This is a genomic window from Comamonadaceae bacterium M7527 (assembly GCA_021044545.1).
Taxonomy (GTDB): Bacteria; Pseudomonadota; Gammaproteobacteria; order Burkholderiales; family Burkholderiaceae_C; genus RS62.
Window position 1 is genome coordinate 443,476 of sequence record CP087990.1, and the last position, 13,087, is coordinate 456,562.

Annotated in this window: 13 protein-coding genes; 9 read left to right on the plus strand and 4 right to left on the minus strand. The window is 58.5% G+C overall.

The window, feature by feature from the left end:
* The first annotated feature begins 2 nt into the window (after positions 1-2).
* The 7 genes from hflX (at position 3) to LN050_02145 (ending at position 8,432) form a co-directional block, all read left to right on the plus strand.
* Positions 3-1,277 carry a GTPase HflX gene (gene hflX / locus LN050_02115; protein UFS56684.1) on the plus strand — a complete coding sequence of 425 codons (1,275 nt, stop codon included), beginning with the start codon at positions 3-5 and terminating at the stop codon, positions 1,275-1,277.
* Positions 1,278-1,403: 126 nt separating this feature from the next.
* Positions 1,404-2,828: an FtsH protease activity modulator HflK gene (gene hflK / locus LN050_02120; GenBank protein UFS56685.1), complete on the plus strand. Its 1,425-nt coding sequence runs from the start codon at positions 1,404-1,406 to the stop codon at positions 2,826-2,828.
* 57 nt (positions 2,829-2,885) lie between these two features.
* Positions 2,886-3,779 (plus strand): protease modulator HflC, encoded by an 894-nt coding sequence (gene hflC, locus LN050_02125; GenBank protein ID UFS56686.1) that lies wholly within the window; start codon positions 2,886-2,888, stop codon positions 3,777-3,779.
* A gap of 135 nt (positions 3,780-3,914) precedes the next feature.
* Positions 3,915-5,084: an ATP phosphoribosyltransferase regulatory subunit gene (locus LN050_02130; protein UFS56687.1), complete on the plus strand. Its 1,170-nt coding sequence runs from the start codon at positions 3,915-3,917 to the stop codon at positions 5,082-5,084.
* Between the two features lie 53 nt (positions 5,085-5,137).
* On the plus strand, positions 5,138-6,511 hold the full coding sequence (locus tag LN050_02135) for an adenylosuccinate synthase (protein ID UFS56688.1): 1,374 nt from the start codon (positions 5,138-5,140) through the stop codon (positions 6,509-6,511).
* A 56-nt stretch (positions 6,512-6,567) separates the two neighbouring features.
* On the plus strand, positions 6,568-7,092 hold the full coding sequence (locus LN050_02140) for a phosphoribosyltransferase (protein UFS56689.1): 525 nt from the start codon (positions 6,568-6,570) through the stop codon (positions 7,090-7,092).
* A 107-nt stretch (positions 7,093-7,199) separates the two neighbouring features.
* Positions 7,200-8,432: a PLP-dependent transferase gene (locus LN050_02145; GenBank protein ID UFS56690.1), complete on the plus strand. Its 1,233-nt coding sequence runs from the start codon at positions 7,200-7,202 to the stop codon at positions 8,430-8,432.
* A gap of 9 nt (positions 8,433-8,441) precedes the next feature.
* On the opposite strand, the gene mnmH is transcribed toward LN050_02145, so the two are convergent.
* Together mnmH and LN050_02155 are read right to left on the minus strand one after the other, a co-directional pair.
* Complete coding sequence (gene mnmH, locus LN050_02150) at positions 8,442-9,506, minus strand: tRNA 2-selenouridine(34) synthase MnmH (GenBank protein UFS56691.1); 1,065 nt, start codon at positions 9,504-9,506, stop codon at positions 8,442-8,444.
* A gap of 8 nt (positions 9,507-9,514) precedes the next feature.
* On the minus strand, positions 9,515-10,288 hold the full coding sequence (locus LN050_02155) for an arylesterase (protein ID UFS56692.1): 774 nt from the start codon (positions 10,286-10,288) through the stop codon (positions 9,515-9,517).
* Positions 10,289-10,323: 35 nt separating this feature from the next.
* Between LN050_02155 and LN050_02160 the strand changes: the two genes are divergently transcribed.
* Both LN050_02160 and rlmB read left to right on the plus strand, forming a co-directional pair.
* Positions 10,324-11,013, plus strand: a complete 690-nt coding sequence (locus LN050_02160) for an ABC transporter ATP-binding protein (GenBank protein UFS56693.1) — start codon at positions 10,324-10,326, stop codon at positions 11,011-11,013.
* 44 nt (positions 11,014-11,057) lie between these two features.
* Complete coding sequence (gene rlmB / locus LN050_02165) at positions 11,058-11,819, plus strand: 23S rRNA (guanosine(2251)-2'-O)-methyltransferase RlmB (protein ID UFS56694.1); 762 nt, start codon at positions 11,058-11,060, stop codon at positions 11,817-11,819.
* 36 nt (positions 11,820-11,855) lie between these two features.
* Here rlmB and LN050_02170 read toward each other — a convergent pair whose 3' ends face one another.
* Both LN050_02170 and LN050_02175 read right to left on the minus strand, forming a co-directional pair.
* Positions 11,856-12,467, minus strand: a complete 612-nt coding sequence (locus tag LN050_02170; GenBank protein ID UFS56695.1) for a chromate transporter — start codon at positions 12,465-12,467, stop codon at positions 11,856-11,858.
* Positions 12,460-13,038 carry a chromate transporter gene (locus LN050_02175; GenBank protein UFS56696.1) on the minus strand — a complete coding sequence of 193 codons (579 nt, stop codon included), beginning with the start codon at positions 13,036-13,038 and terminating at the stop codon, positions 12,460-12,462. Before LN050_02175 ends, LN050_02170 begins: the two co-directional genes overlap by 8 nt.
* Positions 13,039-13,087 lie beyond the last annotated feature (49 nt).

The following is a 13,087-nucleotide window of genomic DNA, read 5'->3' on the forward strand; positions in this document are numbered from 1 at the left end:
TGTTGCCTGAAGTGGGTGCCAACGCTGCACCCAAAGTGGTCTTGGTGGGTGTCGACTTTGGCGAGCCCAACTTCGACGCTGAACTCTTGGAACTTGGTTTGCTGGCAGAGTCTGCTGGCTACGAGGTGGCCCAGCGCATCACCTGCAAACGCCGCGCACCAGACGCGGCCTTGTTCGTGGGCTCGGGAAAAGCCGAAGAAATCAAGCTGTTGGCCCAGACTTCAGACGCTGTGGAAATACTGTTTGATCAAGCACTAAGCCCTGCGCAACAGCGCAATCTGGAGCGTGAGCTGGGTATGGCGGTCAACGACCGCATCTTGCTGGTACTTGAGATATTCGCCCAGCGCGCCCGTAGTTTTGAGGGCAAGCTGCAGGTAGAGCTGGCACGCTTGCAATATCTCAGTACGCGCTTGGTCAGGCGCTGGTCTCACTTGGAGCGTCAACGCGGTGGTGTAGGCCACAGAGGCGGCCCCGGCGAGCGCCAAATTGAGCTGGACAGGCGCATCATCAGCGACAGCATCAAGCGAACGCGTGAGCGCTTGTCCAAGGTCAAGCGCCAGCGCCAAACGCAGCGCCGCCAGCGTGACCGCGTGGGTGCATTCAAATTGTCATTGGTGGGCTACACCAACGCGGGCAAGTCGTCGCTATTCAACGCATTGGTCAAGGCGCAAACCTACGCGGCTGACCAACTCTTTGCCACCCTGGACACCACAACGCGTCAGATGTACCTGGCGGGCGCCGGGCAAAGCGTGTCCATTTCAGACACGGTGGGCTTTATCAGAGACCTGCCGCACGGCTTGGTGGAGGCGTTTTCTGCCACCTTGCAGGAGTCTGTGGAAGCCGATGTACTGCTGCATGTGGTGGATGCGGCCAACCCTGCTTTTGTTGAGCAAATCGCTGAAGTGCAGCGCGTGTTGAACGACATTGGCGCTGGTGACATACCGCAGGTACTGGTTTTCAACAAGCTTGATTTGGTAGAGGGTGGGCGAGGCCCCAGGCGATTGCGCGATCAAATGGACTTGAAGGGCGACTTGTTTGAACGTCTGTTTGTCAGCGCTCATACCGGTGAGGGCCTGGACGGCTTGCGCGAGCTGTTGGTTGAGCGTTTTGAGGCGCATCAAGCCCGGCAGCTGCAAGGCGTTGGCGTTGCAACAAACCCCAAAGATCCATCAGACCGAGACCAGGCCTTTGATCAGGACTTGGATCTGGATTTCGACGCCGAGCAAGAACCTTACGAACAAGACCCTGACGACCCCCGCCAGCTGCCAAGGCGCTAGCCGCTTGGAGCCTGCATAGCAGGCGATGCCAGTGCTGTTTGTGCGGGTTTTGTTGTACAACATGGTGGTCATGGTCACTCATGCCACAATCTAACTCTTATGCACTTTTACCCAAAACACTACACGATGAACGCTCAAACGCTGCGTCCCGCTGCCACTGGCTTGCGCGGTTTGCTCTCACGCTTGTTCAACCTCAATGACGCCAACTGGGGGCGAGGTGAGGGCAATGGTGACAAGCCCACGTCTGATCAAGCTGAAGACCAAGCCACACGCCCCAATCAGCCCGCCAATGACAATGTGCAGCCCATACGTGGCGGCAACAATGGTCAGCGTCCCAATCAGCAAGATGGTCCGCCAGACCTGGACGAGCTGTGGCGCGATTTCAATCAGCGCTTGGGTGGCTTGTTTGGCGGTAAAGGCGGGCGTTCTGGCAACCGAGGTGGTCACAACGGCGGCAATGGTGGTGGCAATGGCGGCGACACACCGCCACCGTTCATGCCAGATGGCAAGTCTGCTGGTGTTGGCGCTGGTTTGGTGGGCGGTGTTGCGCTGCTCATTTGGCTGGGCACGGGTTTTTTCATTGTGCAAGAAGGTCAGCAGGCGGTCATCACGCAGTTTGGTCGCTACCACGCCACTGTTGGTGCTGGTTTCAACTGGCGCCTGCCAGCGCCCATACAAGCCCACGAAGTGGTGTTTGTGACGCAAATTCGCTCTGTTGATGTGGGCTCTGACCGAATCGTGCCGGCCACCGGTCTGCGCGAGTCGGCCATGCTGACCGCCGATGAAAACATTGTGGAAATCAAGTTTGCTGTGCAATACCGTTTGAGTGATTCACGCGCTTACTTGTTTGAAAGCCGCGATCCAGACTCGGCCGTGGTGAAAGCTGCTGAAACAGCTGTGCGCGAGGTCGTGGGCAAGATGAAGATGGACTCGGCCCTGGCCGAAGAGCGTGACCAGATTGCGCCGCGTGTGCGCGACTTGATGCAAGTCATCCTGGACCGTTACAAAGTTGGTATCGAAGTTGTGGGCATCAACTTGCAACAAGGCGGTGTGCGTCCTCCAGAGCAGGTACAGGCCTCGTTTGACGATGTGCTGAAAGCTGCGCAAGAGCGCGAGCGTGCCAAAAACGAAGCACAAGCCTACGCCAACGATGTGGTGCCGCGTGCCCGAGGCGCTGCGTCCCGTTTGCGCGCTGAAGCCGAAGCCTACCGCGACCGGATCGTGGCACAGGCAGAAGGTGATGCCAGTCGCTTCGAGTCCATATTGACCGAGTACAAAAAGGCGCCGCAAGTCACGCGTGACCGTTTGTATGTGGACACCATGCAGTCTGTTTACAGCAATGTGAGCAAGGTACTGGTGGAGTCTCGCCAGGGTTCCAACCTGTTGTACTTGCCATTAGACAAGTTGATGCAAAGCGGCGCGGTGAATGGCAATGCAGCGCCAACGCCTAGCACCTCATCATCAAGTACCTCTAACTTGCCACCGTCGTTGAACTTGGATGGCTCGCGCGCCAGAAGCCCGGATGCGGCTCGCTCGCGTGACCTGCGCTAAGCCGTTTGGCCCGCACAGCTGTTTCAACGAATTAAAGATAGAGATTAAAGGTCTGTTATGAACCGAATTGGATTTTGGATAGCGTCGGCACTGTTGGCTTTGGCCATTGCCAGCTCCACAATGTTTGTGGTCGATCAACGTCAGTTTGGCGTGGTTTACCAGTTGGGCGAAATCAAGTCTGTGGTCACTGAGCCAGGCTTGAACTTTAAAATGCCGCCCCCGTTTCAAAACGTGAGCTACATAGACAAGCGCTTGCTCACGCTTGACAGCACCGATACAGAGCCCATGCTCACCGCTGAAAAGCAGCGTGTGGTGATTGACTGGTTTGTGCGCTGGCGCGTGTCTGAGGCTTCTCAGTACATTCGTAATGTAGGCTTGAACGAGCGCGCTGGTGCGCTGCAGCTCAACCGTGTGGTGCGCAATGCCTTTCAGGAAGAGGTGAACCGCCGCACCGTGTTCCAGTTGCTGTCCAGCGACCGCGAAGCACTGATGGCGGACGTGAAGCAGCAAGTGCTTGAGGCCGTCAACGGCGCAGACAAGCCCTGGGGTATGGACGTGGTAGACGTGCGTATCACGCGTGTGGACTACGCCGAGACCATTACCAAGTCTGTTTATGACCGTATGGAAGCCGAGCGTAAGCGCGTTGCCAACGAGCTGCGCTCCACCGGCGCTGCCGAGGGCGAAGAGATTCGCGCCGACGCAGACCGCCAGCGTGAGGTGATTCTGGCTGAGGCCTACCGTGATGCCCAAACCATCAAAGGTAATGGTGACGCAACAGCGTCCAACACCTACGCGCGGGCCTTTAACCAGGACCCAGCCTTCGCCAAGTTTTACCGCAGCCTGGAGGCTTACAAAAGCAGCTTCGCCAGCAAAAACGACATCGTGGTGCTAGACGGTGAGTCCGACTTCCTCAAGGGGATGAAGACCAACCAGGTCACGCCATCGCGCTAAGTCCCACGCTTGGCCCACTCCAAAGCCCTCTTTGCGAGGGCTTTTTGGTGTGTGCACGCCAGACATGCGTGCAAGTTTTGAGAAACCATTGGCCCGGTACAATGCTGGGTTGTCTTCACCATATAGAAACTAGTTATGTCTGCTTGGGTCCTGCCGGATCAATTGGCCGATGTGTTGCCCTTTGAGGCCAGGCACATTGAAGAGCTGCGCCGCGTGTTGCTGGACTCGGCCCGTGTGTACGGCTTTGAGCTGGTGATGCCCCCTATGCTTGAGCACCTGGAGTCCTTGCTGTCAGGCACTGGCGAGGCCTTGGGCTTGCAAACATTCAAACTGGTAGATCTGGGTTCAGGTCGTAGCCTGGGGCTGCGCGCCGATACCACGCCGCAGGTGGCCCGCATAGACGCCCACTTGCTCAACCGAACAGGCCCCACACGCTTGTGCTATTGCGGCCCTGTGGTGCACACACGTGCGGCCCACGCTTATGCCTCACGCGAGCCCTTGCAGTTTGGTGCTGAGTTGTATGGCCACCAAGGCCTTGAGGCCGATGTTGAAGTGGTGGAGCTGGTGCACACCTGCTTGGCCAAGGCCGGTGTCGCGTCTTATGCGTTGTACCTGGCCGACGTACGCGTGGTGGACGCATTGCTGGGCGACACAGGTTTGAGCGCTGAACAAGCCACACGCTTACACAATGCCCTGGCGTGCAAAGACAGAGCCCAGATTGAAGCGTTGACCAGCGGGTTGCCACCCCAAGTGCGTGACGGCGTGCGCGCCTTGCCTGCACTGTTTGGTGATGCCGCCGTGCTGGATAAAGCCCGCAGCATATTGCCAGCGTCTGGCTTGCTGCACACCGCGTTGGATGAGCTGGGTGCCATGGCTGCGGCTGCCAAAGCCATGGGCATGGATGTAGGCATTGACCTGGCCGACCTGCGTGGTTATGCCTACTACACAGGCATTCGTTTTTCTGTTTATGCCACAGCAGCCGACGGCGTTCGTCAGCTGGAGTTGGTCAGGGGCGGGCGCTACGACGAGGTAGGCGCTATTTTTGGCCGTCGTCGTCCTGCAGTGGGTTTCAGTATTGACGTTAAAGAGCTGGCCGCCACCGTGGCCGTGCCACCTTTGCGCCGTGTGATACGCGCGCCGTGGGGCCAGGACGCTGGTTTGGCCCAAGCGGTCGCGCAATTGCGCGCACAAGGCCATACAGTGGTGTCAGTGCTGCCTGGCCATGATCATGAGGTCAACGAATTTGACTGTGACCGCGAGTTGGTCATGGTTGCAAACAAGTGGGAAGTCAGACCCTTGGCGTAAAGCGTGGTCGGACCTCATTGAACTATTGGTAATTTACGGAAAGCAAAATCTTTATGGCAGCGACAGGTCGTAACGTTGTGGTGGTCGGCACCCAGTGGGGTGACGAGGGCAAGGGCAAGCTGGTGGACTGGCTGACCGAAACCGCAACCGGTGTGGTGCGCTTTCAGGGTGGTCACAACGCTGGCCACACACTGGTGATTAACGGTGTAAAAACCGCCTTGCATTTGATTCCCAGCGGCATCATGCGCGCAGGTGTAACGTGCTACATAGGCAACGGTGTCGTGCTGTCTGCTGGCAAGTTGCTAGAGGAAATTCGTGGCCTTGAGAAGGTGGGTATTGATGTGCGCAGCCGCTTGCGTATCAGTGAGGCCTGCCCACTGATTCTGCCTTTCCACGCCGCCATAGACGTTGCGCGTGAAGCTGCCAAGGAAAAGGCTGGTACGGCCAAGATTGGCACCACAGGCCGCGGCATTGGACCAGCTTACGAAGACAAAATTGCGCGCCGTGCCTTGCGTGTGCAAGACCTCAAGCATCCCGAGCGTTTTGCCACCAAACTCCAGGAGTTGCTGGCCGTGCACAACCACATGCTCACCACCTACCTGGGCAGCGCACAGCTTGATTGGGCCGATGCCTTAAAGCCTTACTTGCAAAACGGCGAAATTCAATTTGACGCCGTGTACAACGAAGCCATGGCCCACGCCAAGGAAATATTGCCCATGGTGGGCGACGTGTCGCGTGACTTAAACGCCGCGCACTTGAATGGCGAGCACTTGTTGTTTGAAGGTGCGCAGGGCACGCTGTTAGACATTGATCACGGCACCTACCCCTTTGTGACCTCTAGCAATTGCGTGGCTGGCAACGCTGCAGCCGGCGCGGGCGTAGGCCCAGGCATGTTGCATTACGTGCTGGGCATTACCAAGGCTTACTGCACACGTGTGGGCGGTGGCCCATTCCCCACCGAACTCGACTGGGAAACCAAAGGCACACCGGGCTACCACATGGCTGATGTGGGCGCAGAGCGCGGTACCACTACAGGGCGCAGCCGCCGTTGTGGCTGGTTTGACGCGGCCTTGCTCAAGCGTTCAGCGCAGGTCAACGGCTTGTCTGGCTTGTGCATTACCAAGCTGGACGTGCTTGACGGCCTGACCGAGCTGCAATTGTGCGTGGGCTACACCTTAGACGGTGAGGTCCTGGACTTGCTGCCCATGGGCGCAGACGACATTGAGCGCTGCGTGCCCATTTACGAGACCATGCCCGGCTGGACAGACTCCAGCGTTGGTGTGACCGACTTTGACAAGCTGCCCGCCAATGCGCAGGCCTACCTCAAGCGCATTGAGGTGGTGACTGGTGTGCCCGTGCACATGGTTTCTACAAGTCCGGACCGTGATCACACCATTGTGTTGCACCACCCCTACGCCGTGGCATGAGCCAGACCACACGCTTTATTTCCAATTCCCCCACACCAGCCTAAAAGGATTGATTTATGTTGACCGAAGACGGTAAGCACCTGTATGTGTCGTACGACGAGTACCACAACCTGATTGAAAAACTCGCCATTCGCATTCACCAGTCAGGCTGGGAATTTGACAACATTTTGTGTCTGGCCCGCGGCGGTATGCGCCCGGGCGACATCTTGTCGCGTATTTTTGACAAGCCTCTGGCCATCATGTCCACCAGCTCATACCGCGCTGGTGCGGGCACAGTGCAAGGTCACCTGGATGTGGCGCGCTACATCACCACGCCAAAAGGTGAAATCGCAGGTCGCGTGCTGTTGGTCGATGACTTGGCCGACACGGGTCACACCTTGAAAGCTGTGATAGACACCTTGCGCGACAACTACAAACCCATTACCGAGCTGCGTAGTGCCGTGATTTGGACCAAGGGCGTTTCAGCCTTCCAACCAGACTACTCCATGGAGTTTTTACCCACCAACCCCTGGATTCATCAGCCATTTGAGCCCTACGACAACTTGCGCGTAGCCGACTTGATGGAAAAATGGAAAGTCTGACCTGGCTTCTTGCAAGCTATTTGACACAATAGGCATTCCTGCAATGCCGCAAGCAAACGGCAGACACTCCAGCAGTGTGCTGCCGTTTTGTTTTTTAGGAGAGCCCTATGGCCAAAGCACCTGCACACCTCACCGCCAAAGCCGCGCTCAGTACCCAGCTCATACACCACCCCTACACGGCTCCAGCCGACTTTGACAGCGCCGCTGTAGGTGTGCACAAGGCCTCCACGGTTATTTTTCCAAGCGTGGCAGCCATGCGCAGCCGCACGTGGACAGACAAGTCTGCCTACACCTATGGCCTGCATGGCACGCCTACGACTTTTACGCTTGAAGAGCGCCTGGCTACAGCCGAAGGCGGCAAGCACTGCATACTGGTGCCAAGCGGTTTGGCCGCAATTGCCTTGGTGGACTTGGCATTGCTGCAAGCGGGTGACCACGTACTGATACCCGACAACGCTTATGGCCCCGGCAAAGACTTTGCCAGTGTTGAGCTGGCCAAGTGGGATGTGCAATGCGAGTACTTTGATCAGCAACAGCCGGCTGACCTGGCCGCTCGCATCACACCCAAAACGCGCCTGGTGTGGCTGGAGGCACCGGGCTCAGTGACCTTGGAGTTTCCGGACATCCCGGCGCTGGTGGCGGTGGTGGCCGCAGCCAATGAAGCCCGCGCCGCTGAGGGGGCCAACCGTTGCATGCTCACCGCGCTGGACAACACATGGGGTGCGGGTGTTGCGTTCAAACCCTTTGACCTGGGTGTAGACATTTCCATGCAAGCCCTTACCAAATACCCCAGTGGCGGCGCGGATGTGCTGATGGGTTCTGTAGTGACTAAAGACGCAGACCTGCACCATGCCATGCTCATGACCCACATGCGCCTGGGGCTAGCCGTCGCCGCGAATGATGTTGAGCTGGTGTTGCGTGGCCTACCGTCCATGACATTGCGTTACCAGCGCCAAGACGCCACCACGCAAGCTCTGGCGCAGTGGGCCTGCACGCGGGATGAGTTTGAGGCCGTGTTGCACCCAGCCTTGCCAAGCTCACCCGGGCACGACGTCTGGCAGCGTGATTGCACCAGCGCGGCGTGTTTGTTGACGGTGGTCTTTCAACCCAGCTTTACGCCCGCACAAATTGACGTGTTTTGTGATGCCTTGCAGCTGTTCCAGCTGGGCTACAGCTGGGCAGGGCCCATGAGCTTGGTGGTGCCGTACAACATGGCCAGCATGCGTGAGCGCGCCTGGCCGCATGCTGGTGGCGTGGTGCGTTTTGCCATTGGGCTGGAAGATGCCGCTGACTTGCAAGCCGACATTGAGCGTGCCCTGGCACAGATGTTGTTGGCCTAGGGCTTGGTGTCAAGCGGCATCAAACGCCAAAATGCCTGCCGCTGTGTCTTCAATACTGCCTTGTGAGTCGTCTGCCACCGTCACTTGATGGGCGCTGGTGTACAGCGCAAAGTTGCGCGCCATGGACTCAAAGTATTTGGGGTCGTAGTGGCTATCCAGCAGCTGGGCGACAACTTGTGCGGATTCCCCGTTGCGGGCCAGGTCTTGCCACTGCTCTATGGTGGCGTGCCCCAGCAGCGCAACAAGCGTGTCCAGGCGCTCGCAAAACAATGCACTGTCGTTGACAAAGAAGTCGTAGTCGCGCATCAGAAGGCGCACGCGCGATTGTGTGTTCATGCTCAAGTGGTGACAAGGGCTTGCACGCATGGCGGTGATCAGCGACTCTGGTACTGTCACGTTGCCCACGCGCTTGCTTTCAGATTCGATGTACACAGGCCGGCTTGGGTCAAGGCTTTGAAGCTTGTGCCACAGCTGCGTTTCAAATGCTTTTTGGCTGGGTTGCGGCGTGCCGGGAATAATGCCCAGCACTGAGCTGCGGTGTTTCGCAATGCCTTCCAAGTCTATGGTCTGCGCGCCCAATTGCTCAAGCGCGTGCAGCACGTGGGTTTTACCCACACCGGTCGCACCGGCTACCACGCGCAACTGCAAGGGCTTGACCAGCTCAGGTGTTTGCGCCATCACGGTCGCCCTAAAGGCTTTGTAGCCGCCTTCAATCAAGGACACCTTGAAGCCAATAGCCGACAACACGGTTGCCAGCGATCCAGAGCGGTTGCCACCGCGCCAGCAATAAAGCAGTGGCTGCCAGGTGCGCGGCATGTTGGACGCGTGTTGTTCAATATGGGCTGCAATATTGCGAGCGACCAGCGCAGCCCCCGCTTTTTTGGCTTCAAAGCCGCCCGTTTGCTTGTACATGGTGCCTATCACGATGCGCTGTTCATCGTCCAGGGAAGGCCAGTTGACCGCACCAGGTATGGCGTCCAGCGCATATTCGCCTGGGCTTCTGGCGTCTATGACGTCGTCAAACTGGTCCAGCTTGGCCAGTGCGTTAGCCGCGGTAATGAGGTTGATGGGCATATAAGTTGTTAGCGCGCCAGTTCACGCACAAGGGCAGGCCACATATTGTCCAGCATGATGGGCTGCGCCAACTCGTTGGGGTGTATGCGGTCTGCCTGAAACAGGCGTGGCGCGTCTTGCGCATCGGCCACATTGCTTAGGAAAAACGGCACCAGCGGCACACCCATATTGGCTGAGGTGTCGGTAAACACCTTTGCAAATTCGTCTGTGTAGCGCTGGCCGTAATTGGGCGGCACCTGCATGCCCAGCAGCAGTACCTTGGCACCACTGGTTTGCGACATGTTCACCATGGCGGTGAGGTTGGCTTGGGTGGTGTTGAGTGGCAGGCCGCGCAACGCGTCGTTGGCACCCAGCTCAATAATGACCAGTCCAGGCTTGTGGCGCTTGATCAGGCTGGCCAAGCGCGCGCGTCCCCCGGCCGTGGTGTCGCCGCTGATGCTGGCGTTGATGACACTGGCGGCAATACCTTGTTTGGCAATGCGCTGGGCCAGCAGCGCCACCCATCCTGTGCCGCGCTTTATTCCATATTCGGCGCTGATAGAGTCGCCCACCACCAGGATGCGTGTGGCTTGGCTGTCGTTGGTGGCATGGGTGGCCAAGCTGGCTTTGGCCGAGTTGGTAGTGGCGTTGAGCGCATCGTTGGACGAGGCCGCCCACGCGCCTGAACCGACCAGCCACAGCGCGACCAACAGCAACAAGTGGCCTGCAAACACCCGCATCAGCCAAGGACTTTTTGGGGCGGTAGTTGTGCTCAGGTGGCGGCGGTTACAGTGCATGGTCATGAAGTGGGTTCTATAGCCAAAAACGGGAAATATCAATGCAAGACAGTCATCAAACGCCGGTATTGGTTGCCACGGGTGTGGGCAAAGACGTGAGTGACTCAACCGGTACATTATCCATTTTGAGCGGCGTTGACCTGACCGTGTATGCCGGCGAGACCTTGGCTATTGTGGGTGCTTCTGGTTCTGGCAAAAGCACTTTGCTGTCCATACTGGCGGGGTTGGATACGCCCAGCCATGGCCAGGTGATGCTGGCAGGTCAAGATTTGTTTGCTCTAGACGAAGACGAGCGCGCGGCCTGGCGTGCGCACAACCTGGGCTTTGTGTTTCAAAACTTTCAGCTGCTGGGCCACCTCAGCGCGCTAGAGAACGTGATGTTGCCGCTGGAGCTGGCAGGCCGCAAAGACGCCAGAGACGCCGCCAGTGCCATGCTGGAGCGCGTGGGTTTGTCCCAGCGCCTGCGTCATTACCCCAAGGTCATGTCTGGCGGCGAGCAGCAGCGCGTTGCCTTGGCGCGCGCTTTTGTGATGCGCCCCAAGCTGCTGGTGGCCGATGAGCCCACAGGCAGCCTGGACTTTGCCACTGGCGAGTCGGTGATGAATCTCATGTTTGAGCTCAACCGCGACTTGGGTACAACGCTTCTGATGGTGACCCATGACCGGGCAATTGCTGCCAGGTGCCAACACCGCATTGGCCTGCGAGCCGGCACAGTGGTAGAGAGAAGCTAGCCGATCTAGTCAGTGCGTGGCTTGCGGCAGGCGATAATAGCGCCATGTCTGCAATCAAAGTGTTATTTGGCTTTCACGCCGTTAGTGTGCGCATCAAGACCGATCCCTTGTCGGTGGTAGAGGTGTACTTCGATGCCAGTCGGCGTGACCAGCGCATGCGTCAGTTTGTGTCGCGCACCAAAGAGGCCAATATCCGTCTCATTGAGGCCGATAGCGCGCGTTTGTCCAAGCTGTGTGGCAGCATGGGCCATCAAGGCGTGGTGGCCCGCGCCCACGACGTAGCGCTGGCCAAAAGCCTGGACGACTTGCTGGACAAAGTAGACCAGGACGCCAGTCAGACACCGCTTATTCTGGTGTTGGACGGTGTGACAGACCCACACAACCTGGGTGCTTGTTTGCGTGTGGCCGACGGTGCAGGCGTGCAAGCGGTGATTGCCCCCAAAGACCATGCTGCCGGCATCAATGCCACGGTGGCCAAAGTGGCCAGCGGCGCGGCAGAGACCGTGCCGTACTTCATGGTGACCAATCTTGCGCGCACGCTCAATGAGCTGAAAGAGCGCCACATTTGGGTGATTGGCACCAGTGAAGACGCAGATCACACCATTTATCAAACCGACCTCAAAGGCCCAGTGGCCCTGGTGCTGGGTGCAGAAGGCCCTGGCATGCGACAACTCACCCGCAAGACCTGCGACGCCTTGGTGCGCATTCCCATGAGCGGCGCGGTAGAAAGCCTGAACGTGTCTGTGGCCAGCGGTGTATGCCTGTTTGAGGCCATGCGCCAACGACAACACGCGCCCAAGCAGTAGGGGCGTGGTTGGGGCTGAGCAGCACTGGCCGCCTTGTTACACCAAGCCAGCTGCGCCCAGTGCACCACCTGCGAGTAGCAGCCACAACAAATGCAGGCGTGTGCGCACTACCAGGTAGGCGCAGATAAGCGACAAGGTGGCAGGTGGCCAAGCGGCTGCCAGGGTGTCGTGATGGCTGCCCATTAGCCAGGCGGTGGCCAGCAGCAAAGCGATGACAACGGGCGACAGGCCCAGCTTAAAGGCTTGCACGCCCACACGGTTCTTGTTGCGGTGCGCCCATGCTGCAGCTGTGTAGCTGAGCACGGAGGAGGGCAGCAATATGGCAAACAAGGCCAACAACGCGTAGCCCACCGCCAATACCCATGACAACCACGCACCGGCGGTGGCCGCCTGTGCAAACGGGGCGCTCAAGCCCACGTGCCAACCCAGCAAGGGAATAAACAACAGGTTGGGGCCGGGCGCGGCTTGGGCCAACGCCACCGAGCCGCCAAACTGGCTATTGGTAAGCCAGCCGCGTTCGTCAACCAAATAGCGGTGCATGTCTGGCAGCACGGTGATGGCGCCACCAATGGCCAACAGCGACAGGCCAGCAAAGTGCACCAGCAAGTCCCAGGCATTGCCCCACACCAATAGCCAATGTTCACTCATGGGTGTTATCTGTTTGTGTGGCTGGCGTAGCTGACGCGGTTTGGGCTTGGCGCAGCAAACGCCACCACGCCAGTGCACAGCTTGTGCCGCCAACAGTTACCAGCACCCACATAAGCGGCAAGCGCAACAAGGCCGCGCCAATAAAAGTCAGGCAGGCCAACGCCGCACAGGTTTGCCAGCCCAGCAGGTGGTCTTTGAGTGCAGGCATTAGGCGTATGGCTGCGCCTGCAATCATGCCGGCGCTCACGGCGGTAAAGCCACGCATGGCGCCTGCGGCCATGTGGTGATCGGCGACGTTGGCGACCAGGGCCGCCAAGGCCAGCACCACCAGGGTTGGAAACACCAACATGCCGGCCAGGGCTGCCAAAGCGCCAGTCCAGCCAAAAAAGCGCCCGCCCAGCATCATGGACAAATTCACCACATTGGGTCCAGGCATTACTTGCGCTACGGCCCACTCTTCTAGAAAGGCTTGAGGGGTCAGCCAGCGTTTGTGTTCAACCAACTCACGCTGAACAATGGCCACTACACCACCAAAGCCCTGCAAGGCCAACCGGCTAAACGACCAAAACAAGTCGCTGCGCGAACGCGTTGGTTGATGGCAACGTTAGCAGTGGTGGGCA